Genomic DNA, 25,688 nt, shown 5'->3' with positions numbered 1-25,688 from the left:
CGACGGGAAATTTTCGCATTGCAGCATCCAATTGTGGTCGATCTACCCGCTGCCGGCTTATCCGGCGCGCCGTAACGGCGGCGCTAAACCAGCTGGGCATGATTGCGCGCAAACAGCGCATAACAGCTGCAGGCCGCCAGCTGCAAGCCGGGCCGGTTCAGAATGCTGACCACGCCACGGCGATAGCCAATCAGGCCCTGGCGCTGCAACTGGCCGGCCGCCTGCGTGATGCCGACCCGGCGCACACCCAGCATGTCGGCCAGCATTTGCTGGGTGAAATGGATTTCATCCCCTGGCAGGCGGTCGTGTGCCATCAGCAGCCAGCAGGCCAGCCGTGGCTTGATCTGGTGAAAGTGGGCACAGCTGGCAGACAGCGCCAGCTGTTCGTGCGTGGCATAGAGATAGCGCTGGCTCAGCCGGATCAGCGGGCGGCTATGTCGCAGCACATGCCAGAAACCCAGATAGCTCAGCTGCAGACCTCGCCCGGCTTCCATGACCGTGGCCTGCAAGGGAGAGCGTGCCTTGCCCAATACCAGGCCGGCACCCAGCATGCCCTCATTGCCGAACATGCCGGCCGCCACGCCATGATTACCGCTAGCGGCCTGCACCACCACCAGCCCGGACAGCGGGAAATAGACCTGACTGCCGCCATGGCCGGGCAGGCCCAGCCGGGTGGCTAGCGGTAATGCCGTTTCCTCGCATAGTGCCAGCAGCTGGCGGCGGTCGGCAGCGGGCAAACGCTGCAAGATGCAATTATATGGCTGCGCCATGTTTCCACTCCGCGCCGCAAGCCCGGCGGTGATTGGCAGCCCGGTATTGAGCGCCACCGCCAGCCTGCGCGCAGCAGCAAGCGCTGACTGTCTGTTACCGCGCTTAGCGCATCGGCCATCCACACCGGATTTTACCGATGGCCAGGCCAATGTTTGCCAACGCACATACGAGCGGATCGCGGCTGCCACAAGATAGGGCTGGCGGAAAAACATCTCCGTCTGGCCTGCCGGATTCCATTGCTGCTGCCCTGCTGCTGGATGAGGCCAGGCCCGATTTGCACTGTCCGGGCAAGGGAACAAGCCCCTTTCCCGGCAGCCACCATGACCCGTAGCGGAGAACATTCATGAGCACTACATATCAGCCATTGCCCACATTCAGCCAGCCCGTCGTGGGGCTGGGCCTCAAATTCATGGCCATTTCCCTGGACTGCGCAGAGAAAATCGTCCACTTCAATCTGGCCTTGGGCCGGGCCGGGATGGACACCTGCGCCTTGTCGATGAAAGAGCTGACAGTTGCGGCCTCGCCGGAGGAAACCATGAGCAAAATCAGCAAGATAAGCAGCGATGCCTCCAGCAAGGTCATGCACTGCTCAAGCGAGCTGTGTAACGACCTGTCCAAAAGCCATGAAAACCTGTGCGCGCTGACCGAGCATCATTTCAGCGCCTTGCGCAGCGTACTGTCCGACCTGCCTGCCGCTGACGGCAGCAAAAAGAAAACCGTCAGCACGGTTCTGTAAACCTTTCCCGCAGCCTGGCCCGGCTCGTGCTGTGCCGGGCTGCTGGCTTTTTACAGCGCCCGGCGTGGTGGCAGCAAGCGCTCATACTCTTTTTTCACCACCGCATAACACTCGCAAGTACGGCTTTCCAGCGCCTCACGATCCAGCACCTTGATATGGCCACGGGAATAACTGATCACCCCCTCGCGCTGCAGATTCAGCGCCGCATTGGTGACCCCCTCGCGGCGCACCCCCAGCATGTTGGCAATCAGCTCCTGCGTCATGCACAGCTCATTGCCCTGCAGCCGGTCCAGGCTGAGCAGCAGCCAGCGGCACAGCTGCTGATCCAGCGAGTGGTGCCGGTTGCATACCGCGGTTTGCGACATCTGGGTAATCAGCGCCTGGGTATAGCGCAGCAGAAGATGCATGAAGGGCAGCGAGCGGTCGAATTCCTGGCGGATGATTTTTGCCGGCAGACGGTAGCCACTTCCCCCGCTCTGGACCACTGCCCGGCTGGGTGTGGACTCCCCGCCCATGAACAGGGCAATACCGACGATGCCTTCATTGCCCACCACGGCAATTTCAGCGGAGTCGCCATTCTCCATCACATACAGCAGTGAAACGATGGCTGTCACCGGGAAATACACGTGACTCAGCGTATGGCCAGACTCGTACAGTGTCTTGCCCAGCGGCAGTTCCACTTTTTCGAGAAAGGGAGTGATGTGTAACAGCTCGGTATCGGGCAAGACCTCGAGCAGGCCATTGCCCAGACAAGTATCCATCTGTCACCTCCGCATATTGAACCGTTTAATTAAATCTCTATAAACATAATCTAAAAATTAAGCAGAGTCTGTACGCTATCGAACATAAGACTTGCGGCAGCAGGCCTGCACCACAGTAATCCGGCCGGCGATCAGCAGGGCAGGCCTACCCACCTGCTATGTGCGCCAGCAGACAGACGAGCGTGCCGGCCAGGTCTGACGATGGCCCTTCACAGGACCAGGAGGTGCAATCATGATCAAGACCGACAGCCAACTGCAGGCGGATGTGATGGCCGAGCTGCAGTGGGACCCGCAGATCAATGCCAGCCATATCGGCGTACAGGCCAGCGATGGCGTCATTACCCTGAGCGGGCATGTGACTGACTTCAACCAGAAATGGGCCGCCGAACATGCCGCGCTGCGGGTGGCTGGTGTGCAGGCCATCGCCATCGAAATCAACGTGGAACTGCCCTGGCCAGACCGCCGTACCGACAGCGACATCTCCGGTGCCGCTGCCCATGCACTGCAGCTGGTGGGCGCACTCAAGGGCCACGCCATCAAGGTGATGGTGGAAAACGGCTGGATCACCCTGTCCGGTGATGTGGAGTGGGATTTCCAGCGCAAGACCGCTACCCGGCTGCTGCGCCACCTGACTGGCGTCACCGGCGTCAGCTGCGAAATTGCGCTGCGCAGCAAGCTGGTCAGCGCAGCCATCAAGGAAGAAGTGGAAGCCGCGCTCAAACGGCGCGCCATTCATGATATCGACAGCATCACCGTGAGTATTTCCGGGCCGGATGTCATTCTGGGTGGCACCGTACACAGCTGGTCGGAGCGGGCACTGGCCAACCATGCCGCCGCCGGCCTGCCGGGTGTGCGCAATGTCATCGACAAGATTGCCGTGCTTATCTGAGGGTGACGACGCTGGGCCGCCAACTGCCAACGCGGAAGATATCTTGCGCTATGCCGGTTAACGCACAGACGGCCCAGCGCCAGGCGCGCATGGTGGCGTGGATGCCGGGTGAACTCACCCGACACAATCAGTAAGACCAGAGGTACACGCAATGACTTCCATCACCGAAAAGCACGACACCGCAAAACCCGCCGACAGTAGCAACAGCAAGGCCAATGCCGGCATCACCAGTACCGGCCCGGTATTCAGCCAGAAGGGCAATACCGTTGAATCCGGCAAGGACGTCGCCAAGGACGCAGCAGGCAAAGAGCCCGGCAACATGCAGGACAAGGCCGCGGACAACACCAAGGCCTGAGCCGCGCACCGCACTAGCGGACTCGCCTGCTACTAAGCCAAGGCTGTCCGCCATGCACACCCCGGCCTGCCTTGTGGCACCAGCCTGGCGGTAATAAGCTGCCTGTCAATTTCATCCCGGAATTGATGGGCATTTTGCATGATGGCGGGCACGGGCCAGCCGCCACCCGCCCGGTCAGACGGAGCCAGCTTGATGACTACTTTCCAACGCATGGAGAGCGACAGCTTTGGCAGCATCGCCATCCCCGCCGATGCCCTGTGGGGGCCGCAAACCCAGCGCTCGCTGCAACACTTTGCCATTTCAAACGAAACCATGCCGCCAGCGCTGATCCATGCCCTGGCCGCCGTCAAGCGCGCTGCCGCACAGGCAAACAGTGAACTGGGCCTGCTGGACGCCAACAAGGCCCAGGCCATCATGGCTGCCTGCGATGCCATCTGCGCCGGTCAGCATGCGCGGCAGTTTCCGCTGTCGGTCTGGCAAACCGGCTCCGGCACGCAAAGCAATATGAACATGAACGAAGTGCTGGCCAATCTGGCCAGCCTGGCGCTGGGTGGCCTGCCTAGCCAGCCTGCCGTGCTGCACCCCAATGACGACATCAACCGGGGGCAGTCATCCAACGACGTATTCCCCACCGCCATGCACCTGGCCGCCGCACTGGGCCTGAGCCGGCAACTGCTGCCGGCGCTTGGCACGCTGCGCGCCATGCTGCAGGCCAAAGCGCAGGCGTACTCCCAGCTTATCAAGATTGGCCGCACCCACCTGCAAGACGCCACCCCGCTAACCCTGGGCCAGGAAATATCAGGCTGGGCCGCACAACTGCAGCATGCCGAACAAGCCGTGCAAAACAGCCTGCCCGCACTCTGCCAGCTGGCCATCGGCGGCACTGCCGTGGGTACCGGGCTCAACACCCACCCGCAGTTTGGCGACCGGGTAGCCGCCATCCTGGCAGCACAAACCGGCCTGCCCCTGCGCAGCGCAGACAATAAATTTGCCGCCCTGGCCGGGCACGATGCCATGGTGGTGGCCCACGGCGCGCTGAAAACGCTGGCCACCGCGCTGATGAAAATCGCCAACGACATCCGCTGGCTGGCATCCGGCCCGCGCTGTGGCCTGGGCGAACTGATTTTGCCGGCCAACGAAGCCGGCAGCTCCATCATGCCGGGCAAGGTCAACCCCACCCAGTGCGAGGCCGTCACCATGCTGTGCTGTCAGGTGATGGGCAACGATGTGGCGCTCACCATCGGCGCGGCCTCGGGCAACTTCGAGCTGAATGTGTTCAAGCCGCTGATTGCCCACAACTTCCTGCAAAGCCTGCGTCTGCTCTGCGATGGCATGCACAGCCTGGGCCAGCACTGCATTGCCGGGCTGGAGCCAGACCGCACACGCATCGCCCAGCTGCTGGAACAATCGCTGATGCTGGTCACCGCCCTCAGCCCGCACATCGGCTATGACAAGGCCGCCAGCATTGCCCACCACGCCTTGCAGACCAACTGCACGCTGAAACAAGCGGCACTGGAACAGGCTGGCATCAGCGCCGCCCAGTTCGACGCCTGGGTGCAGCCCGCTCACATGGTGTAAGCCGCCAGGCCGCTACCGGTAACCGCCAGCGCGCCGCGCGCCACGCCCAGCCACGGACAGAAAACGGTGGCAGGCCGCACGGGCGAGAGGTTTGCCACGGCCAGCGCGGGCCGCCCAGTAATCAGCAAAGCAAGGCCAAGCCTTGCTTTTTTCTTTGCCGGACGGCGTGCGGCCAAAGCGCGGGCCTATGTCGGATGCAGGGCGGCCAGCGTACGGGTAAGCAAATGGTGCAGATGCTGCAAGATCAGATACTGGTCGCTCGGCTCCAGCGCGGCCGCATGCTCGGCATTCAGCAACTGCAGCAAACCCTCCAAGGTGCGGCGGCTTTCCAGCAGGCGCGCATCTACCTCGCTCCATTGCGCTTCCAGCCGATGGCAGACAGCCAACACATCCTGCCAGGCCTGCGCCACGGCCGGCGCGGGTTGGCTACCCAGCGCCGCCTGCATGGCGGACAGGCTGGCATGCAGCGGCCCCAGCGGCAGACAGGCTTGCTGCAGGAAATGGGCAAACTGCGGATCGGACTGACGGGGAGAAGAAAAAGACGGCTGCCCGGACGGCGGTGTATCGCGAGGCGTGCTGCTCATGGCAAATCCTCCGAGAGTTGAGAACTTCTGCCTGCCATGCCGACGCCAATCGGGGGTGGCAGGCACATGGCGGGATTGGCGTTACCGGACTCTCGGAACCGGCGCTTCCAAGGAAGCTCCCACCACGGCCCGCCATAGAAAAAGGCAAAGCAATGGTGCGAGGACTGGTGCGTATAAACGCAGCAGTCCGCCGAGAGTTGAGTCGGGACGCCAATCCCGGTGCCGCTATTGAACGGCACCGGGGGATTATCAGCCGGGAAGGGGGCCAGAAGCAAGGCAGGCGGCCAGCCAAACGCCAACACCCGACTAGACGACACTGCGTGGATGAGCACGGCGGTGGATGAGCAGATTGATGCCCCGCGCAGTCCGGCAAGGCAGAGTAAAGAATGTGACGTAAAAGCGGCTGACAAACTCATGCCAGCCACCCAAGATGGCAAAGGCGTTACCAACAACAGGAAACCGGTACTAAAGCGGCTCCCACCAAGGACTGTAAAAGCATAAAAAAAGCCCACCATGTTCAGACGTGGTGGGCTTTTTGTGGGGGAGTGGTTACTAAAGTAAAATGTTACTCAATACCCATCACTACAGAAGAAAAATAATAAAGCATTTATTTAAATTTTAGGCTCTTATTTTGTTGAGTATACGTTGCGCCGATAACATAATTAGGAGTATTAAGATCAGGATGAATACTCTTTGTAGCTATAATTATCTGCCCTTGTGCTTCAAGAGTCCCAATGTTTTTTGCTATCACCATTTGGAAGTTTTGCGATCTGGCATCTTCCATACCACCATTTTCTATTCCGTCCAAGATCATCAATCTTGGAATTCGGATATAGTTTTTTTCCAAAGATGTAAAAAGAAAAGCTAAATGCAAGGCATTGTTTAAATATACAGCGGTGCTCTCTGCAAAGGATGTTTTATTATTGACAGAAATCCTATTTGCAGCAAAATCATATTCTACTTCTGTAGCTGCTTTGAATGTTTCTTCGGTCCCAGTGTCCGTGCTGATTAAATAGAGTAAATGCTTTGCTATCGTTTGGTTTACTTCAGTCTCTCGACTTGATGAGGTTGATTGATAGGTCGAGATCGCTGTCTTTAGATCATTAACTTCACCTTGTAGCTCATTTCTTTCTTTTGAGAGTTGCTCTAGAGCCGCATGTAGCTCACCAATTTTTTCCAGATTCACAATTCTTTCTTCATATTCGCCTATTTGCTTATACAAAGTGTAATATTCTTTTTCTGCGGCACTATTCACTGACTGTAGATTTATAGATGAACTTCGTATATTTTTCTGCAAAGCCGAACGATACTCTTTCCTCTTTTTTTGCAGTTCATCTATACGCAATTTTCTTTGTTCAAGAAGACGAGTTGACTCACGAATTTGTATTTCAATCTCATTCTTCATTCGTAAAATATTTACTTCTCTCGTTTGCTTTACGTTATCTGTCCCACAAAGGTCGCAGCAACTATCACCATGATCATTGATATTGGATAAGCATGCAGGGCAAATATCAAATTTAATAGAAGTAAATGCTTTTTCTGTCCTAATTGATTCAATTATAGAGTTCAACTTGTCCCGAAGTTCGGTAATGAACTCAGTAGAATCGTTTATCTCGTAGGTTAAAGCCTGTATTTCTTCTTCGCATTCTAGAAGTTCTATCTTTTTCTTTATGTTTTCTTGTGCAAAATTTTCCGTAACTTCTTTTTCTTTAGAGTATTGAAGGGATTCAATTTCCTTCAATTTCAATACTTTCTCTTCAGAGAGTTTTATTTTATTGTTTAAAGAAATTTTCTGCTGCTCTATGGAATTCAATTCTTTCGGGTAAGAGGTTTTTCCAATGACCGTATATACGGCCTGAATTTTTGCAATAACTCGATCTAATTCTTTCTCTTTTTTACTTAATTCTATTTTCTTTTCATATAAAGAATTGTCATATAGGCCCAGCAAATATCTTCCTATTGCTTCTCTCTTGAATGCAGAATCAAATTGTTCTATATTGAAAATGCATGACGCAGGGTTTGATTGATCACTATAAAGTAATCTAAAAATTTGATGCAATGTAATATTGTTATTTTCATCCGCTCGAGCTTCGGGTAGTCCTAAAATAGAAAAAATTTTTTGTGAAAAACTTTCTCTGCTGGAGTTTATTGAGTAAGGGTAGTTATTCCACTCATTGATACTTGTCAAAATAGCTTGATCATATGCTTTAAAGCAAATATCAATTGGTTGTTTCTCTTTTTCAGAATGAAGCCTTCGCAAAGTCAGTGGGGGGTGGCCATTCGTCTCAATCTCTACAAAAATCGAATCACAGCTATTTGCTTCAACTCGCCAATTGCGAATCTCATATCCGAGACCATACATCAGCAGCTGAATAACTGAGGTTTTTCCACCACCATTGCGACCACTTAAAATATTCAGACCGTAATGAAATTTTTCATCATAGACTACCTGCCCTTTCCAATGAGCAACAAGCCTGTTAATTTTTAATGTTGGATGAAATAGAGTCATACTTGTATTCCATTAAATGGCTTGATGCCTTCAGCCCATTTTGGCCATAAAGTTCTTGATCAGCAAGAACGTTATTTATAAATGCAATTACATCTTTTATTTCTTGGCGGACTTCAATTTCTGTAAGAGCAAATAACTCTGGAGAGTAATTTTCTTTCAAAATCACATACGAACTACTGTTGGGTATTTTTTGTAATATCTTAGATATTATTAAATTGTCAATAACGGAATTCTGAATTGATTTCATGGACTCGAACAAAAAATACGCATCGAAAACATTATACGAATTTTTGAATTTCTTGAATGGGTTTTTTTGCTTTTGTAACTCTCTTGGAAGAGTGATTCGAGAAACGTGAACAGGAAAGGCAAGTAGAAAGTCATATATTCTAAGGCGGTCGTGCTCAATTTTTCCTTTACTGGTTCCGTTCAGAACATTAAGTAATCGAAAAAGTGTATGGTAAGGATCTAGAGCTTTATTGTAGAGTAGCATCACTTCCACTCCAGATGACAGTTGCCAGTTAGAAAATATACCATTCCTCTTAATTGGCGAGAATATATATCTAAAACATTCTCACCAAGCTTCTCATTCAACACATTTTCGATACTTTGTCTCAGAATAAGACTTAGCTCGTGATCCTGGCATTTATTTCTAATTTTAGGCTTTATTTCAGAATTGAAAATTGACTCAATTTCGGCAAGCAAGTATGTAATGATTTTTTGAGCAGACTTGTAGTGTTGGTATTTTACAATCAGTTTCGAAACAGACTCTTTCAGGTCCTCTGCATCTTTTATCAGGTAGGAATACCCAGCTTCAGATAGTTTTGTACTCAAATCTCGAATATCAGACTTACTGTTTTTATAATGAGTAAGTTCGTCAATTAACTGATTAGTACAGGATTTGTTCTCGACCTCTTTTTTATAAAGATTAGAAAAGAGGTCAAGCTGAGTTGGACGGGGAAGGTATATTTCATATTTGTCACCAGCGGTTACGTCGCCAAGTGCAGTTATATTTTCTTGCTTAACAACTTTTCTAGCTGAAAACATAGCAATTACTTATGAATCTTATCGCCGGCAGTTACATCACCAGCGGAAATAATGTTCTGCTGTACAATTTTTTTACCGCCGACCCATTTGATCGCTACCTTTACACCTAAACCTAAGACAGCCAAACCAGCAATTACAGCGAGAGCGATGATGAGTAAAGAATTCATTTTGATTTATAGAGAGAGTATGAAAAAGGTTCTCTAAAGATAACTCATACGAAATGCATAATGCAAAAATTTCTACTATGGAATGTACATCTAGTGATACTTCAAAACAGACGTGGCGAGTGTAAGTATTTGATTGTATTGAATTTATTTACAACCAAGATTGAAAGTAGAATGATTTATCATGTCACCTGCAACCTAAAGATGAAAAGAATCAGTGCATCTCCTGGTTCGGATGTGTTGATTTGTGTGAGTCAGAAATTATGTGTGCAGCCGTAACTTTCACCGCTCAATCGAAGGTCTGCTAAGGCCAAAAAAAAGCCACCGTTCTCGGTGGCTTTTTCATTAACTGAATCAGTAGCTTTTCACTAACCTGACGCAACTATACTGTTGGTGTCACCCGTCAGAGCTTACACATCAATATTCCGCGCAATCAGGGCGTTGCCTTCGATAAAGGCGCGGCGGGGTTCTACGTCGTCGCCCATCAGGGTGGTGAACACGTCGTCGGCGCCCATCACGTCCTCGATGCGTACCTTCAGCAGGCGGCGCACGTTCGGGTCCATGGTGGTTTCCCACAGTTGTTCCGGGTTCATTTCGCCCAGGCCTTTGTAGCGCTGGATGTTCATGCCCTTTTTCACTTCGGCCAGCAGCCAGTCCAGTGCTTGGCCAAATTCGCTGATCGGCTTCACGGTTTCGCCACGGCGTACTGCTGCGCCTTCTTGCAGCAGGCCGCTGAGCAGTTCGCCGGTTTTGGCCAGTTCCGCGTAGTCGCCGGTTTCCAGGAAGTCCTGGTCCAGTACGGTAACCAGCACGTTGCCGTGCAGTTTGCGGATGATCTTGATCAGGTGGCCGTCGTTCTTTTCGTCGTGCAGCAGTTCCAGCGTGATGGCTTCTGCCGGTACCAGCGCGCGCAGGCGGGCGATGGTGTCGTTGGAGGCTTGTTCGCTGGCCAGTGACAGGCGGCCGGACTTGAGCATGGCTTCCAGCACCAGCGGGTCGATGACGCGGCTTTCGCGTTCGATCACGGCGCGGGCCAGCAGGAATTGGCGGGCTACTTCGGCCAGGGTGTCGCCGGCCAGCGGGGCGGCATCGGTGCCGGGGACGAGTTCGGCTTTTTCCAGTGCCAGTTGCAGCAGGTACTGGTTCAGCTCGTAGTCGTCCTTCAGGTAGCGCTCTTGCTTGCCGTGCTTGGCCTTGTACAGCGGCGGCTGGGCGATGTAGATGTGGCCGCGTTCTACCAGTTCGTGCATCTGGCGGTAGAAGAAGGTGAGCAGCAGGGTGCGGATGTGCGCGCCGTCGACGTCGGCATCAGTCATGATGATGATGCGGTGGTAGCGCAGCTTGTCCGGGTTGTATTCGTCCTTGCCGATACCGCAGCCCATGGCGGTAATCAGGGTGGCCACTTCCTGGCTTTGCAGCATCTTGTCGAAGCGGGCGCGTTCCACGTTGAGGATCTTGCCCTTCAGCGGCAGGATGGCCTGGAATTTGCGGTCACGGCCTTGCTTGGCAGAGCCGCCGGCGGAGTCGCCCTCGACTAGGTACAGTTCGCACAGCTTGGGGTCTTTTTCCTGGCAGTCGGCCAGTTTGCCGGGCAGGCCCAGGCCGTCCATGATGCCTTTGCGGCGGGTGATTTCGCGGGCCTTGCGCGCGGCTTCACGGGCGCGGGCGGCATCGACGATCTTGCCGCAAATGGTTTTGGCGTCGTTGGGGTTTTCCAGCAAATAGCTCTTGAGCGCTTCGCTGATGACTTCGTTGACCACCGGGCCGATTTCGCCGGATACCAGCTTGTCCTTGGTCTGGCTGGAGAACTTGGGGTCCGGCAGCTTGACGGACAGTACGCAGGTAAGGCCTTCGCGCATGTCGTCGCCGGTGGTGTCCACCTTGGCCTTTTTGGCCACTTCGTGTTCTTCGATGTACTGGTTGAGCGTGCGGGTCATCACCTGACGCAGCGCGGTCATGTGGGTGCCGCCGTCACGCTGCGGGATGTTGTTGGTGAAGCACTGGACGCTTTCCTGGTAGGAGTCGTTCCATTGCATGGCCACTTCCACCGTCATGCCGTCTTTTTCGCCAATACCGTGGAACACCTTGGGGTGCAGCACGTTCTTGTTGCGGTTCATGTATTCGACAAATCCGGCTACGCCGCCGGAGAAGGCGAAGTTTTCTTCCTTGCCGCTGCGTTTGTCCAGCAGGTTGATGCCCACGCCCTGGTTGAGGAAGGACAGTTCGCGGATGCGCTTGGCCAGGATGTCGAAGTGGAATTCCACCAGGCCAAAGGTTTCTTCGCTGGCGCGGAAGGTCACTTCGGTGCCACGGTGGTTGCTGTGGCCGGTGACGGTGAGCGGGGCAACGGCGTCGCCACGACGGAATTCCATTTCGTGCACCTTGCCGTCACGCCAGATCTTCAGCTTCAGCCAGTCGGACAGCGCGTTCACCACGGAGACGCCCACGCCGTGCAGGCCGCCGGAGATCTTGTAGCTGTTGCTGTCGAATTTGCCGCCGGCGTGCAGGATGGTCATGATCACTTCGGCCGCCGAACGTCCTTCTTCCGGGTGGATGTCGGTGGGGATGCCCCGGCCGTTGTCCGATACGGTGATGGAGTTGTCGGGGTTGATGATGACCTTGATGGTGTCGGCATGGCCGGCCAGGGCTTCGTCAATGGCGTTGTCCAGCACTTCAAACACCATGTGGTGCAGACCGGTGCCGTCCGAGGTATCGCCAATGTACATGCCGGGGCGTTTGCGTACTGCATCCAGACCCTTGAGGACTTTAATGCTATCCGCGCCGTATTCCTGTTCGCTCATCCGCTTCTTTCCTGCGGTGGGGGAGGGGGCGGAGGGGGCTGTCCCCGTCCGCGCTGTACCGCCCTTTGCCGCTTATACTCAAAATCTCGAAAACTGCTGCTTGTGGCAGCGGCTACTTCCGACTGTGTTGCTGCATCAGATGCGCATCGGCATCACGATGTACTTGAAGTTGCTGTAGTCGGGAATGGTGACCAGGGTGCTGCGGTTGGAGTCGCCAAACGCCATCTGCAGGGTGTCGGCCGGCAGGTTGGTCAGCACATCCAGCAGGTAGTTGATGTTGAAGCCGATTTCCAGCTCGCCGCCCTGGTAGGCGATTTCCAGTTCTTCTTCCGCTTCTTCCTGTTCGCTGTTGGTACACAGGATGGACATCTTGCCCGGTGCCAGTACCAGTCGCACGCCACGGAATTTTTCGTTGGCCAGAATGGCGGCGCGCTGCAGCGCGTGCAGGAAGGTGAGGCGTTCGATCAGGAAGATCTTGTCGTTATCCAGCGGAATCACGCGGTTGTAGTCGGGGAACTTGCCGTCTACCACCTTGCTGATGATCACGGTGGAGCCAAAGCTGAAGCGCACCTGGTTGGCCAGCACTTCGATATTGATTTCGTCGTCGCTGTCCTGCAGCAGCTTGTACAGCTCCAGGATGGTCTTGCGCGGCAGGATGACTTCGGCCTTGGGCAGGGTGGCTTCGACGTCGGCGCTGGCAAAGGCCAGGCGGTGGCCGTCGGTGGCGATCAGCTTGACCTGGTTGCCGTCGGTTTGCATCAACAGGCCGTTGAGGTAGTAACGGATGTCCTGCACGGCCATGGCAAACTGCACCTGCGAGATCAGGCGCTTCAGTTCGCGCTGCGGCAGGGTGAAGCTGGCATCAGAGGCCGAGCCTACCGACAGCAGCGGGAAGTCTTCCGCCGGCAGGGTTTGCAGGTTGAAGCGGCTTTTGCCGGCCTTCAGCGTCAGGCGGCCGTCCAGCTGTTCCAGCGTGACGGTGGCCTTGTCCGGGATGGCGCGCAGGATGTCCTGCAGCTTTTTGGCCGAGGTGGTCAGGCGGAAGTCTTCGCCCGGCAGTTCGTCGGCACTGGCGGTGGTGATCTGGATTTCCAGATCGGTGGCCAGAAAGCCTACCTGGCCGCCCTTCTTTTCAATCAGTACATTGGAAAGAATCGGCAGGGTATGGCGTCGTTCGACAATACCGGTCACCGCCAGCAGGGGCTTGAGAAGGGCATCGCGTTCGGCTTGCAGGATCAGCATGTTTCGGGCTCCCGAATGTGTCCAGAGTCAGTTATCGGTTGAATCAACATCGTTCAGTTACGCAGCATGGATAGCAGCGTATCGTAATCGTGTGCCATATCGGCGTCATTACTGCGCATTTCGGCAATGGTCTTGCAGGCATGCAGCACGGTGGTGTGGTCGCGCCCGCCAAAGGCGTCGCCGATATTGGGCAGGGAAAGCTGGGTCAGCTCCTTGGCCAGTGCCATCGCCACCTGGCGCGGCCGGGCAATATCGCGGCTGCGCTTTTTGCTGTGCATGTCGGACAGCTTGATCTTGTAGTACTCGGCCACCGTTTTCTGGATGGCATCCACCGTAACCTGGCGGTTGCCGGCGGCCAGGATGTCTTTCAGTGCTTCTTTTACCAGATCCAGCGAGATGTTCTGGTTGGTAAAGCGGGCATAGGCCACCACGCGCTTGAGCGCGCCTTCCAGTTCGCGCACGTTGGAGCGCACGTTCTGGGCAATGAAAAACGCCACCGGGTGATCCAGCTTGATGCTGTCGGCCTCGGCCTTTTTCATCAAAATAGCCACACGCATTTCCAGTTCCGGCGGCTGGATTTCCACCGTCAGGCCCCAGGAGAAGCGCGAGATCAGTCGCTCTTCCATACCTTCTATCTGCTTGGGGTAGGTGTCGCAGGTCATGATGACCTGTTTGCCGCCCTCGATCAGCGCATTGAAGGCGTAGAAGAATTCTTCCTGGGTGCGGTTCTTGCCGGCAAAAAACTGGATGTCGTCGATCAGCAGCAGGTCCAGCGAGTGGTAATAGCGCTTGAATTCGTCAAACGCCTTGTGCTGATAGGCGCGCATGATGTCGGCCACATAGCGTTCGGCGTGGATGTAGCGGATCTTGGCCTGCGGGTTCTTCTGGAACACGTGGTTGCCGATGGCCTGGATCAAGTGGGTCTTACCCAGGCCCACGCCACCATAGACAAACAGCGGGTTGTAGGCCTGGTCGCCCGGGTTTTCGGCAATCTGCATGGCAGCGGCGCGCGCCAGCTGGTTACCTTTACCTGTTACCAGGGTGTCAAAGGTAAACGAGGGGTTGAGCCGGGTGCTTTCGTGGCTGCCGCCAATGGCTTTTACTGCGGCCTGCTTGGCCTGGCTGGGGATATTGCTGGCTGCCGGGGTGGGCGCGGGTTTGCGCACGCCATTGCCCACGGCTGCGGGCACGGCCAGCGGCTTGCTGCTGGGTGCACCCAGGCGCAGCTCGACCGGTGCTTCGCCAACCAGCTCGACAGCCAGTTCTTCAATGCGGCCGAGGAAACGGTCTTTGATGAACTGCATGATGAAGCGATTGGGTGCAAACAGCGCAATGCCTTCATCGTTGGCTTCGGCCGCCAGCGGCTTGATCCAGGTGTTGAACTGCTGTGAAGACAGTTCGGCCTCGAGGCGAGCGAGGCAGGCAGGCCAGAATTGATCCAGTTCGGTCATTAAGTACACACAAGTAAAAGCAAAAACCCGCCGTGACGATTATCAGGTTCGGCGGGATGGGCCATGGTTTGCCGCCCGGTGGGTTGGCCGGCGCAGTGCGCCTGGCGTGGGGCGTAACCTTGGCATGTGTTCATGCATGGCAGTGGCTTGCACCATCCTCCTGTCGCGCATACCGCCCTGGGCGGGTGGTCTCGTTTAATAATTACGCAGGGGGTGAGGTGCGTTAAGTTTCGACATTCTAACGGTTTTCAGCAAAGTTATCCACAGGTGTACTAAAAATTTGCCATTGACAAGCGGCGGTTTTTCTTGTGAAATCACGCGTTTATTTCCGTTTCGAAACAGGAATTCTTTATCATGAAGCGTACTTACCAGCCTTCCAATACCCGCCGCAAGCGCACTCACGGCTTCCTCGTTCGCATGAAGTCCCGCGGTGGCCGCGCAGTGATTGCCGCCCGTCGCGCCAAGGGTCGCAAGCGCCTGGCCGTATAAGTTAGCAATGACTTATCGCTTTCGCCGTGTGCACCGGCTATTAAAAACGGATGAATTTTCATCCGTTTTTAGTTTGCGGCAAGCGCGCAGCACAGCTTTGTTTCAGGTGTACGCCCGCCCCAATGAATTGGGCCATGCCCGTGTCGGCCTTGTTGTCGGCAAAAAGGTTCACAAGCGGGCAGTACGCCGAAACTACATCAAGCGTACGGTACGCGAGTGGTTTCGCCTGAACCAGGCGGCTTTGCCGGCGCAGGACTACATCGTCCGAGCCAAACAGGCCTTTTCCCGCGCTGACAGAGCAGAAGCTGTCATCGCCTTGTCTACACTCTTTGCTAAACTGGCACGATGTCGCGCCTCCTCATCCTCCTGATCCGTTTTTATCAACTGGCCATCAGCCCCTGGCTGGCACCACGGTGCCGCTATGTGCCGACCTGTTCCAGTTACGCGATCGAGGCGGTGAGAAAGCATGGCGCCTGCAAGGGCGGCTTTCTGGCGATGAAACGCATCGGGCGCTGTCACCCCTGGGGTGGCAGTGGTTATGACCCGGTTCCCTGAACTTTCCGGTATCGTAGAGATGGATTCCAAGCGACTCATAATCTTCATCGTCCTGTCCATGGGCATCCTCCTGCTGTGGCAGGAGTACTTTGCGCCCAAGCCTGCTCCGCAGCAGGTGGCACAGACCCAAACGGCTTCGCAGCCGGACGCACAGGCCAGCCATACCGCCAGCGCCCAGCCTGCTGATGCAGCCAAGCTTACCGCCGGTCAGCGCATTCGCGTCAGCACCGATGTGATCAAGGCCGAAATCGATACCGTAGGCGGCGACCTGCGTCAGCTCGACCTGCTGAAGCACGATTCCGCCACGGATGCCAAAAAGCCGTTCGAGCTGCTCACCGACAAGAATGGTCGCGTGTATGTAGCCCAGACCGGCCTGGTGGCAGCCAGCAATCCGGCACTGCCCACCCACAAAACCGTCTATAGCGCCGAGCAGTCCAGCTACACCCTGAGCGGCGACAGCCTGCAGGTGAAACTGACCGCCCCGGTGGCGAATGGCGTGCAGGTGGTGAAAACCTACACCTTCAAGAAGGGCAGTTACGATATCGGGGTTCGCTTCGACATCCACAACGGCGGCAGTACGCCGCTGGCCCCGACCGCCTATTACCGTCTGTTGCGTGACGGCCAGGCACCGGAAGGCGAAGGCCGCTTTGCACACACCTTTACCGGCCCGGCTGTTTACACTGCCGACAACAAGTTCCAGAAGGTTTCCTTCGAAGACCTGGCCAAGGGCAAGGGCGACTACGCCAAGAACGCCACCGACGGCTGGGTGGGCATGCTGCAGCATTACTTCATGACCGCCTGGATCCTGAAGCCGGTGGATGCTGCCAGCGTGTGCAAGGATGAAAAATCCTGCCACTTCGAGCTGAAGGACAGCAACGGCCTGTACTCGGCTGCTGCCACCGTGGACCTGAAAACCATCAATCCCGGCCAGACCGCCTCCATCGCCGTGCCGCTGTATGCCGGCCCGGAAGATTACAGCGTGCTGACCCGTGTTGCTGATGGCCTGGAATATTCCAAGGACTATGGCTGGGTGCACATCTTTGCTTCGCCGCTGTTCTGGCTGCTGACCAAGCTGCACGGTCTGGTACAGAACTGGGGCTGGGCGATTGTGCTGCTGACCCTCACCGTCAAGGCCATCTTCTACCCGCTGACTGCTGCATCCTACCGCTCCATGGCCAAGATGAAGGCCCTGGCACCGCGTCTGGAACGCATGAAGGAACAATACGGCGACGACCGCATGAAGTTCCAGCAGGCCGTGATGGAGATGTACAAGAGCGAGAAGGTGAATCCGCTGGGTGGCTGTCTGCCCATGCTGATCCAGATTCCGGTGTTCATCGGCCTGTACTGGGCGCTGCTGGCTTCGGTCGAGCTGCGTCAGGCTCCGTGGATCCTGTGGTACACCGACCTGGCCCGTCCGGACCCGTTCTATGTACTGCCGGTGATCATGGCCGCTACCATGTTCCTGCAAACCTTCCTGAACCCGCCGCCGACTGATCCGATGCAGGCCAAGATGATGAAAATCATGCCGGTTGCCTTCTCGGCCATGTTCTTCTTCTTCCCGGCTGGTCTGGTGCTGTACTACGCAGTCAACAACATCCTGTCGATTGCCCAGCAGTGGTACATCAACAAGAGCATTGAAAACAGCAAGAAAGTCGCGCTGCAGTCCTGATGTGGACGGTAGTGCCCCAGAAAGCCCGGCCGGATAAAGGCCGGGCTTTTTTCTGATACAGTAAAAATCAGCGCAAGCTGACCGAAACAGCTGCCGCCGCACGCCCCGCGGCTGTTTCGGCCAGCCTGTCAGCCGCAAGGAAAGCCCGCATGTCTACTCTCTACGCTCCCGTCACCATCTGTGCCATTGCCACTGCACCCGGTCGCGGTGGCGTGGGCGTCATCCGTGTGTCCGGCCGTGATCTGCTGCCTTTTGCCGCGGCACTGAGCGGCGGCAAGCAGCCCAAGCCGCGTTATGCCACCTATACCGACTTCTACGCTGCCGATGGCCAGGCCATCGACAACGGCCTGCTGCTGTACTTCCCCGGCCCCAACAGCTTTACCGGTGAAGACGTACTGGAATTGCAGGGCCACGGCGGGCCGGTGGTGCTCAACATGCTGCTGTCGCGCTGCCTGCAACTGGGCGCACGGCTGGCCGAGCCGGGCGAGTTCTCCAAACGCGCTTTCCTGAATGACAAGATGGACCTGGCCCAGGCTGAAAGCGTGGCCGACCTGATCGACGCCTCCAGTGAAAGTGCAGCCCGCAGCGCGCTCAAGTCGCTGAAGGGGGCGTTTTCCAATGAAATCCATGTGCTGGTGGATGAGCTGATCACCCTGCGCATGCTGGTGGAAGCCACGCTGGATTTCCCGGAAGAGGAAATCGATTTTCTCAAGCAGGCCGACGCGCTGGGCAAACTGCAAACCCTGCGCCAGCGCCTGCAACAGGTACAGGCCACGGCGCGGCAGGGGGCCATCCTGCGCGAGGGCATGCATGTGGTGCTGGTGGGCCAGCCCAATGTCGGCAAGTCCAGCCTGATGAATGCGCTGGCGGGGGATGATGTTGCCATCGTCACCGATATCGCCGGCACCACCCGCGACACCGTGCGCGAGGAAATCGTTATCGACGGCGTGCCGGTGCACATCATCGATACCGCCGGCCTGCGTGATACCGACGATGTGGTGGAGAAAATCGGCATCGAACGCACCTGGCAGGCGGTAGAGCGCGCCGATGTGGCGCTGGTGCTGGTGGATAGCCGCGACGGCGTCACCGCCGAGCTGGAGGCCATTCTGGAGCGCATTCCGCCGCAACTGCCGCGCCTGTTCATCTACAACAAGGCCGACCTCAGCGGCGACGCCATCGGCCTGTCTGAACAGGATGGCCGCAGCGTACTGCACCTGTCCGCCCGCACCCATGCCGGGGTCGATCTGCTGAAAGCCCGCCTGCTGGAGCTGATTGGCTACAGCGGGGCCAGCGAAGGGGTGTTCCTGGCACGCGAACGCCATCTGGACGCCATTCGCCGTGCTGCCGAACACATGGAGCTGGCGCATACAGATTGGGAAATGGTGGAAATCTTCGCCGAAGAGCTGCGATTGGCGCAGAACGCGCTATCGGAAATCACCGGCCAGTTCACCCCGGACGACTTGCTGGGCGTGATTTTTAGTCGTTTTTGCATCGGCAAGTAACACCCGCCAGCTGCTTCTCCCGGCCGGGCGCCTGCAGCCTGGCGCTTGCCGCAACAAAATTCCAACAATCTTCCACCTGGCTTTGCTGTACCGTTGGGTACAGGCATTTCTCCTGCCGTTTTGCCATGTCTCGCGGATCAAGTCTGATGGAACAAATCACCGTATACGCCTTCCCGGTTTTCCTGCTGCTGATGCTGGGGGAACTGGGCTATGGCCTGGCCATTGGCCGCAACACCTATCGCCTGAGTGACGCGCTGGCCAGCCTGAGCCAGGGTTTGCTCAGCCAGCTGGTGGCCAGTGTCAGTACCTTGTTCCAGATCGGCCTGTATGCGCTGACATGGCGGCACCTGGCGTTGTTTCCCCGTGCTGCGCTATGGAATAGCGTGTGGGGCTGGCTGCTGGCCATCGTGATGTTCGATTTCTGCGATTACTGGCTGCACCGGGTGGGGCATGAGAGCGCGGTGTTCTGGGCGGCGCATGCCGTGCATCACCAGAGCCAGGATTTCAATCTGTCCACCGCACTGCGCCAGGAAAGCACCGTGGCCTTTCTCGGCTGGCCGTTTTATTTGCCCATGGCGCTGGCCGGTGTCGCTCCGGCCCAATTTGCGCTGGCCGGGCTGATCGTCTTGCTCTACCAGTTCTGGATTCATACCGAGCATATCGGCAAGCTGGGCTGGTTCGACCGGGTGTTTTCTTCCCCGTCCAATCACCGGGTGCATCATGCGGTGAATGACCCGTACCTGGACAAGAACTACGGCGGCATGTTGATCATCTGGGACCGGCTGTTCGGCACCTTTGCCGAGGAGGACGAAGCCCCGGTATACGGCACCCGCAGCCCGCTCAACAGCTGGAATCCCTTGTGGGCGGTGGCATCGGGCTATGTGCCGCTGTGGCGGCTGGCTTGCCAGGCCCCGCGCTGGCAGGACAAGTTCAAGGTATGGTTCAAGCCGCCGGGCTGGCTGCCGGCCGGCGTGGCGGATAACAGCCCGGCCTTTGATCTGCAGCGCGCCCGCCAGCGCTTTGATCTGCCGCTGACCCGCACCAGTATGGCGCTGGCCCTGCTGCAGTTTGTCCTGCTGACGGCCGCCGGTGCGGCTTATCTGTGGCAAGTGGATGGCCTGGACAACCTACAGCGGTGGGCATTTGCCTTGTTGCTGGTGGCCGGCCTCACCGGGCTGGGCAGCCTGCTGCAGGGACGTCTGGCTGTGGTCGGTCTGCTGCTGCTGGATGCCCTGCTCATGCTGGCTGCCTGGCTGTTGTAATAGCCTGTGTCAGCGGCTTGCGAGTGCGAGTGAGACCAGGCGAAAACGACCGAAAACAAGTGGGGAGGCGGATTCTACCTGGAGTAAATGCGCATTCCGCAGGCGTTTTTAACGCAGTATCACCGCAGCGCAGCAGACGATTAACTGGTTCTTAGGCTGCGCGCAGAAAATACCTTTTCAGTACCAGGGTTTGGCTATAGCATGAGCAAAAATCATTTTGCGGATGTCATGTTTCCTTTCCTGCGCGGGCTGTTGCCGCTGGTCCTGTCACTGTTTTTATGCCCGGTTTGGGCGGCCAGTCCACCATTGGTATTGGCATTCAATACCTTCAGCCCCTGGAAAACGCTGGATGCACACGGCCAGCCATCTGGTCCCTATGTGGAGATCGTCAAGCTGCTGGCTGCCAGGCTGGATGTCCCCGTGCAATACCTGCCCTGTCCCTTGCAACGTTGCCTGCAGGCCATGCAGCAGGGGCAGGCTGATCTGGTGATCGGCGTACGCAACAGCGATGACCGTGATGCATACATCGATTTTCTCGATCCTCCCTATGCGGCAGCCACGCCGCTGGCGATTTACCTGCGGCGTGTCGATTCGCGCAAGGTACGCCGCTATGCCGACCTCTATCCATTGCGTATTGGTGTGGTCGAGGGGATGCGCTATCAGCCTGTTTTTGATGCAGATAAACAGCTAGAGCGTGATTTTGCACCAAGTAGTCTGTCCAATTTTCGCAAGCTGCTGGCTGGGCGAGTTGATGCTGTGGTCATTAATCGGCGCAACGGCATGGAGTTGTTGCACAGCCAGGGTTGGGAAGCTCTGATTCGCGAGCAGCCACTGCAGTTGCCGGCGCAGGAAGAGCGCCGGCTCGGGCTGTCGCGTCGCTCAGCCTGGTATGCCCGGCGTGGCCGATTGACGGCGGTGCTGCGTGGCATGCTGCGTGATGGCAGCATTGCCAGATTGCTGGCCGTCATGCCCATCGCACCCAAATGACCCAGATGGCGAGTCAGCCTTCCTGTACCACTCGGGCAGAGGAGTCAGGCTCACTGCCAGTAGCCTGTGCTGCGTCAAATGTCAGCGTTGTGACTAGGCTTTGCCCGCTGGCATCGCCTTCAGGCTCTTTGCCCTTGCCGGTAATGGGCTTTGCACTATGGTGCACTGCACGATAAAACCCTTTCCGCTCAATGTTTTCACCCCGGCCACCCGGCTATTCATTTTGATTAACAGTACCTTAGTGTTAATGGTTAACCCTGCTTTACAAGCTGGCGGGCGAACCGTTAGTGTCAGGCAACGCGGTGCTTTCCCATACTTGGTACTGCTCTTGCCACCCTGGATGCCAGTTGATTTTTCCTGCGCCAGCGGTGCAGCTCAGGCTGACGTGCAAAGCAGGCAATGCCGACTCCCTGCCCGCACCCGACTTCCGCGCTGCGTGACCCCGGCCCGGAACACCCTGCCGTATTGACCGGATCGTCAGACGGTATATGGTTGGTGACTGTCGCAATTGTGTAAAAGTATTGCGCAAAATCAACATTCATGGTTTTAATATAATTCAAACGCTCGTTCGAAAAAGCCTCGCACGGGCGTTCGCTATCTTTTGGGTTTTGTTTTTTGTCATTTCACATTGCAGGAGAATTTGACCATGCAGATCGCTATTCCGGCCGAAAGGCTGGCTGGTGAAAAACGCGTGGCCGCGACACCGGAAACGGTGAAAAAGCTGATCGCCATGGGTCACACCGTGGTGGTGGAGCAGGGAGCCGGGCAGTTTGCCGCTGCTCCCGACGCGGCTTATGCAGAACTGGGTGCCAGCATTGCGGCCAATCGGGCCGAGGCGCTGGCGCAGGCCGACATCGTGCTCAGCGTGCGTGCGCTGGACGAAGCCGGCATTGCCGAGCTGAAACCGGGTGCGGTGCTGATCGGCCAGCTGGCCCCGTATCAGAACACCACCTTCCCGCAACTGGCTGCGCGCAAGGTCTCGGCCTTTGCCATGGAACTGCTGCCGCGTACCACGCGGGCGCAGAGCATGGACGTGCTGTCCAGCCAGAACAATATCGCCGGTTACAAGGCGGTGCTGCTGGCCACCCATTACTATCCGCGCTTCATGCCCATGCTGATGACCGCAGCCGGCACGGTGAAGCCGGCCAAGGTGCTGATCATGGGTGTGGGTGTGGCTGGTCTGCAGGCCATTGCCACGGCCAAGCGCTTGGGTGCGGTGGTGGAAGCCACCGACGTACGGCCTTCCACCAAGGAGCAGGTGGAATCGCTGGGCGGCAAGTTCATCGAAGTACCGATGACCGATGAAGAAAAAGCAGCCAGTGATGGCGTGTACGCCAGGGAAATGTCGGACGACTACAAGCGTCGTCAGGCCGAACTGGTGAGCAAGCACGCCCGTGCGGCCGACATCATCATCACCACCGCGCTGATTCCGGGCAAGAAGGCCCCGACGCTGATCAGCGCCGACATCGTGGCCGCAATGAAGCCGGGTTCGGTCATCATCGACATCGCCGCCGAAGCCGGTGGCAACTGTGAACGCACCCAGCCGGGCGAGGTGGTGGTCACTGACAACCACGTCACCGTGGTGGGCCAGTTCAACCTGCCGGGCGAACTGGCGGCAGATGCCTCCAGCCTGTATGCCAAAAACCTGCTGACTTTCCTGTCGCTGATGCTGAGCAAGGAAGGTTTCACCCTCAATCTGGAAGACGACCTGCTGGCGGCCACCCTGGTGACCCACGACGGCCAGGTGCGTTTCCCGGCGGCCAACTAAGGAGAACAAGATGGTCGATCCCTTTATCGCCAGCCTTACCGTCTTCGTGCTGGCCGTGTTTGTCGGCTACCACGTGGTGTGGAATGTCACCCCGGCGCTGCATACCCCGCTGATGGCCGTCACCAATGCCATTTCCGGCATCATCATCGTCGGTGCCATGCTGCAGGTGGTGGACATCAATGGTTCCGAAATCACCCTCACCTCGGTGCTGGGTACCATCGGCATCTTCCTGGCCAGTATCAACATCTTCGGCGGCTTCATGGTCACCCAGCGCATGCTGGACATGTTCAAGAAGAAGAAAAAGTAAGGAAGAACCATGGCTAATATTTCTGCAGTACTTTATCTGGTGGCGGCCGTGCTGTTCATCCTGGCGCTCAAGGGCTTGTCCAGCCCGGTGACAGCGCTGCGCGGCAACAAGTTCGGCATCATCGGCATGCTGATTGCCGTGGTCACCACCTTCATGATCATGGACAAGCCGGTGCTGGGGCTGATTGCTGGCGCCATTGTCGCCGGTGCCGTGATTGGTGGCTGGAAGGCCAGAACGGTGGAGATGACCGGCATGCCGGAACTGGTGGCTGCCATGCACTCGCTGGTGGGCCTGTCGGCGGTGCTGATCGCCGTGGCTGCCATCTTCCATAGCGGTGTGGAACACACTGGCGTACAGAAGGTGGAGCTGTTCATCGGTGCCTTTATCGGTGCCATCACCTTTACCGCCTCGGTCATTGCCTACGGCAAGCTGTCTGGCCGCTTTGGCTCCAAGGCCGTCAGCTTCAATGGTCAGCATCTGCTGAACCTGCTGCTGGCGCTGTCCATGGTCGGCTTCGGCGTGGCCTACTTCGTGACGGATAGCCACGCTGCCTTCCTCGCCATGGTGGCGATTGCACTGGTACTGGGCGTGACGCTGATCATCCCCATCGGCGGCGCTGACATGCCGGTGGTGGTGTCCATGCTCAACTCCTACTCCGGCTGGGCGGCAGCGGGTATCGGCTTCACGCTGAACAACCCGGTGCTGATCATTGCCGGTGCCTGCGTGGGTTCGTCCGGTGCCATTCTGTCCTACATCATGTGCAAGGCGATGAACCGTTCCATCGTATCGGTGCTGCTGGGCGGCTTTGGTGCGGAGTCGGGTGGTGCTGGCCCGGCTGGTGATGCCGGTCCGAAGAACTACAAGTCCGGTTCGGCAGAAGATGCAGCCTTCCTGATGAGCAATGCTGACAATGTGGTGATCGTGCCCGGTTATGGCCTGGCGGTATCCCGTGCCCAGCATGCCTTGCAGGAGTTTGCCGAGTTGCTGCACGAGAAGGGCGTCACCGTACGCTATGCCATCCACCCGGTGGCGGGCCGCATGCCGGGCCACATGAACGTGCTGCTGGCCGAAGCCGAAGTGCCCTACGAGCAGGTACTGGAGATGGAGGAGATCAACTCCGACTTCAACAATACCGACGTGGTGCTGGTGATTGGTGCCAACGACGTGGTCAACCCGGCGGCACAGAAGGACAAGGCCAGCCCCATCTATGGCATGCCGATTCTGGAAGCCCACAAGGCACGTACCGTGATCGTGGTGAAGCGTTCGATGAGCGTCGGCTATGCCGGCCTCGACAACGAGCTGTTCTACATGGACAAGACCATGATGGTGTTTGGCGACGCCAAGAAAGTGGTGGAAGACCTGGTGAAGGGCGTGGTGCACTAAGCCACTGCCGCTTGTCACAACGAAAACCCTGCCGCGCCGGCAGGGTTTTTTCTTGCCCGCCGCGCAGGCTTGGCGGCAGGCGCAGCCATCCTTAGGATGGGTTGACTGTAGTCGCTATATGGAACTCATGGCTTGTTCCGGCCTCTTAAATATTAGCGTTATTTAATTTTGGAGATGAATATGCACTGGAAAACCACCGCCATTATCGCCGCTCTGTTGTCTGCTCCTGTTGTTGCCCAGCCCAATCTGGTGGGCAGTGAATGGCAGCTGGTATCACCCAAAGTGGCCGAACCGCTGCCCACGCTGTCGTTTCAGGCCAAGGGCATCAGTGGTTTTGCCGGCTGTAACCGCTTTACCGGCCATACCAATGCCGAAGGCAAGCTGATGGTGGCCACCACGCGCATGATGTGTCCGCCCGCCATGATGCAGACCGAACAGGCGTATATCGGATTCCTGTCGCAGCCCTTCCAGATCAAGACTGATGGCAAGGCGCAGCAACTGGTGCTGACGAGTAGCGCAGGCGAATATCGCTTTGTGCGCAAGCAGGACAAGGTGGCAGGCCATCCCGCAGCAGCCACGGCCCCGGCGCAGCGGCCGCAGTATCTGTATGTCAGCAGCCAGCGTAAAAACTGCAGTGCTGGCGCGGGGCAGATGCAATGCCTGCAGGTCCGCAGCAGCGAAAACCAGCCCTGGCAGTTGTTCTACGGTGAGATCGAGGGTTTTACACCGCAGCCCGATACCGCCTACTACCTGAAGCTGCGCTATGAAACCGTGCAGAACCCGCCAGCGGATGCATCCGCCGTGCGGACCATCCTGGACCGCGTGGTGTTCAGCGAAACCATCAGCCGCAGCGTGCAATGAGCACGGGCCGCTCAGTCAGG

General features: G+C 57.0%; 25 protein-coding genes. 15 read left to right on the top strand and 10 right to left on the bottom strand.

The annotated features are described in order from the left end of the window. Window positions 1–83 precede the first annotated feature (83 nt). Window positions 84–770 (bottom strand): Crp/Fnr family transcriptional regulator, encoded by a 687-nt coding sequence (locus tag DBR44_RS17845; RefSeq protein ID WP_158613658.1) that lies wholly within the window; start codon window positions 768–770, stop codon window positions 84–86. Window positions 771–1,114: 344 nt separating this feature from the next. Here DBR44_RS17845 and DBR44_RS17840 point away from each other — a divergent pair, with 344 nt between their 5' ends. Next, window positions 1,115–1,507, top strand: coding sequence for a hypothetical protein (locus tag DBR44_RS17840; protein ID WP_124645332.1), 393 nt, complete (start codon window positions 1,115–1,117; stop codon window positions 1,505–1,507). Window positions 1,508–1,557: 50 nt separating this feature from the next. On the opposite strand, the gene DBR44_RS17835 is transcribed toward DBR44_RS17840, so the two are convergent. Continuing rightward, window positions 1,558–2,268, bottom strand: coding sequence for a Crp/Fnr family transcriptional regulator (locus tag DBR44_RS17835; RefSeq protein ID WP_199731095.1), 711 nt, complete (start codon window positions 2,266–2,268; stop codon window positions 1,558–1,560). Between the two features lie 232 nt (window positions 2,269–2,500). Here DBR44_RS17835 and DBR44_RS17830 point away from each other — a divergent pair, with 232 nt between their 5' ends. From DBR44_RS17830 to fumC, 3 genes are all read left to right on the top strand, one after another. Next, on the top strand, window positions 2,501–3,157 hold the full coding sequence (locus tag DBR44_RS17830) for a BON domain-containing protein (protein ID WP_199731094.1): 657 nt from the start codon (window positions 2,501–2,503) through the stop codon (window positions 3,155–3,157). A gap of 151 nt (window positions 3,158–3,308) precedes the next feature. Continuing rightward, entirely contained in the window at window positions 3,309–3,512 is a 204-nt protein-coding gene (locus tag DBR44_RS17825) for a hypothetical protein (protein WP_124645331.1), read from the top strand. A 192-nt stretch (window positions 3,513–3,704) separates the two neighbouring features. Beyond that, window positions 3,705–5,090, top strand: a complete 1,386-nt coding sequence (gene fumC / locus DBR44_RS17820; RefSeq protein ID WP_124645330.1) for a class II fumarate hydratase — start codon at window positions 3,705–3,707, stop codon at window positions 5,088–5,090. A 185-nt stretch (window positions 5,091–5,275) separates the two neighbouring features. On the opposite strand, the gene DBR44_RS17815 is transcribed toward fumC, so the two are convergent. The 8 genes from DBR44_RS17815 to dnaA form a co-directional block, all read right to left on the bottom strand. Further along, window positions 5,276–5,674 carry a hypothetical protein gene (locus tag DBR44_RS17815; RefSeq protein WP_124645329.1) on the bottom strand — a complete coding sequence of 133 codons (399 nt, stop codon included), beginning with the start codon at window positions 5,672–5,674 and terminating at the stop codon, window positions 5,276–5,278. 607 nt (window positions 5,675–6,281) lie between these two features. Then, a complete protein-coding gene (locus DBR44_RS17810; protein WP_124645328.1) occupies window positions 6,282–8,183 on the bottom strand; it encodes an AAA family ATPase in 1,902 nt (633 codons plus the stop codon). Next, complete coding sequence (locus DBR44_RS17805) at window positions 8,152–8,673, bottom strand: ABC-three component system middle component 5 (RefSeq protein ID WP_342773794.1); 522 nt, start codon at window positions 8,671–8,673, stop codon at window positions 8,152–8,154. The genes DBR44_RS17810 and DBR44_RS17805 overlap by 32 nt, the downstream gene beginning before the upstream one ends. Beyond that, complete coding sequence (locus tag DBR44_RS17800; RefSeq protein ID WP_124645326.1) at window positions 8,673–9,227, bottom strand: ABC-three component system protein; 555 nt, start codon at window positions 9,225–9,227, stop codon at window positions 8,673–8,675. The genes DBR44_RS17805 and DBR44_RS17800 overlap by 1 nt, the downstream gene beginning before the upstream one ends. A gap of 5 nt (window positions 9,228–9,232) precedes the next feature. Further along, complete coding sequence (locus DBR44_RS19545; RefSeq protein ID WP_158613656.1) at window positions 9,233–9,394, bottom strand: hypothetical protein; 162 nt, start codon at window positions 9,392–9,394, stop codon at window positions 9,233–9,235. Between the two features lie 407 nt (window positions 9,395–9,801). Continuing rightward, complete coding sequence (gene gyrB / locus DBR44_RS17795) at window positions 9,802–12,192, bottom strand: DNA topoisomerase (ATP-hydrolyzing) subunit B (protein WP_124645325.1); 2,391 nt, start codon at window positions 12,190–12,192, stop codon at window positions 9,802–9,804. Between the two features lie 135 nt (window positions 12,193–12,327). Beyond that, a complete protein-coding gene (dnaN, locus tag DBR44_RS17790) occupies window positions 12,328–13,434 on the bottom strand; it encodes a DNA polymerase III subunit beta (protein WP_103523662.1) in 1,107 nt (368 codons plus the stop codon). 53 nt (window positions 13,435–13,487) lie between these two features. Continuing rightward, window positions 13,488–14,885, bottom strand: coding sequence for a chromosomal replication initiator protein DnaA (dnaA, locus tag DBR44_RS17785; RefSeq protein WP_124645324.1), 1,398 nt, complete (start codon window positions 14,883–14,885; stop codon window positions 13,488–13,490). A 354-nt stretch (window positions 14,886–15,239) separates the two neighbouring features. Here dnaA and rpmH point away from each other — a divergent pair, with 354 nt between their 5' ends. The 11 genes from rpmH (at window position 15,240) to DBR44_RS17730 (ending at window position 25,668) form a co-directional block, all read left to right on the top strand. Further along, complete coding sequence (gene rpmH, locus DBR44_RS17780; protein ID WP_103523664.1) at window positions 15,240–15,374, top strand: 50S ribosomal protein L34; 135 nt, start codon at window positions 15,240–15,242, stop codon at window positions 15,372–15,374. Window positions 15,375–15,381: 7 nt separating this feature from the next. Then, window positions 15,382–15,744 (top strand): ribonuclease P protein component, encoded by a 363-nt coding sequence (gene rnpA / locus DBR44_RS17775; protein ID WP_124645323.1) that lies wholly within the window; start codon window positions 15,382–15,384, stop codon window positions 15,742–15,744. Further along, a complete protein-coding gene (yidD, locus tag DBR44_RS17770; RefSeq protein WP_045848138.1) occupies window positions 15,720–15,929 on the top strand; it encodes a membrane protein insertion efficiency factor YidD in 210 nt (69 codons plus the stop codon). The genes rnpA and yidD overlap by 25 nt, the downstream gene beginning before the upstream one ends. Window positions 15,930–15,948: 19 nt before the next feature. Beyond that, window positions 15,949–17,598 (top strand): membrane protein insertase YidC, encoded by a 1,650-nt coding sequence (yidC, locus tag DBR44_RS17765; RefSeq protein WP_124645322.1) that lies wholly within the window; start codon window positions 15,949–15,951, stop codon window positions 17,596–17,598. A 149-nt stretch (window positions 17,599–17,747) separates the two neighbouring features. Beyond that, window positions 17,748–19,100, top strand: coding sequence for a tRNA uridine-5-carboxymethylaminomethyl(34) synthesis GTPase MnmE (gene mnmE, locus DBR44_RS17760; RefSeq protein WP_124645321.1), 1,353 nt, complete (start codon window positions 17,748–17,750; stop codon window positions 19,098–19,100). A 146-nt stretch (window positions 19,101–19,246) separates the two neighbouring features. Continuing rightward, window positions 19,247–20,362: a sterol desaturase family protein gene (locus DBR44_RS17755; RefSeq protein WP_124645320.1), complete on the top strand. Its 1,116-nt coding sequence runs from the start codon at window positions 19,247–19,249 to the stop codon at window positions 20,360–20,362. A 201-nt stretch (window positions 20,363–20,563) separates the two neighbouring features. Next, entirely contained in the window at window positions 20,564–21,349 is a 786-nt protein-coding gene (locus DBR44_RS17750) for an ABC transporter substrate-binding protein (RefSeq protein ID WP_124645319.1), read from the top strand. Window positions 21,350–21,995: 646 nt separating this feature from the next. Beyond that, window positions 21,996–23,117 carry a Re/Si-specific NAD(P)(+) transhydrogenase subunit alpha gene (locus DBR44_RS17745; protein ID WP_124645318.1) on the top strand — a complete coding sequence of 374 codons (1,122 nt, stop codon included), beginning with the start codon at window positions 21,996–21,998 and terminating at the stop codon, window positions 23,115–23,117. A gap of 10 nt (window positions 23,118–23,127) precedes the next feature. After that, window positions 23,128–23,424, top strand: coding sequence for a proton-translocating transhydrogenase family protein (locus DBR44_RS17740; protein WP_045848133.1), 297 nt, complete (start codon window positions 23,128–23,130; stop codon window positions 23,422–23,424). A gap of 9 nt (window positions 23,425–23,433) precedes the next feature. Beyond that, window positions 23,434–24,807, top strand: a complete 1,374-nt coding sequence (locus DBR44_RS17735) for an NAD(P)(+) transhydrogenase (Re/Si-specific) subunit beta (RefSeq protein ID WP_124645317.1) — start codon at window positions 23,434–23,436, stop codon at window positions 24,805–24,807. 180 nt (window positions 24,808–24,987) lie between these two features. After that, window positions 24,988–25,668: an META and DUF4377 domain-containing protein gene (locus DBR44_RS17730; protein ID WP_158613654.1), complete on the top strand. Its 681-nt coding sequence runs from the start codon at window positions 24,988–24,990 to the stop codon at window positions 25,666–25,668. Window positions 25,669–25,688: the final 20 nt, after the last annotated feature.

The organism is Aquitalea sp. FJL05 (assembly GCF_003852595.1).
Lineage (GTDB): Bacteria > Pseudomonadota > Gammaproteobacteria > Burkholderiales > Chromobacteriaceae > Aquitalea > Aquitalea aquatilis.
The sequence above is the reverse complement of the archived record's forward strand: the minus strand, read 5'-3'. Positions and strand labels throughout refer to the sequence as shown.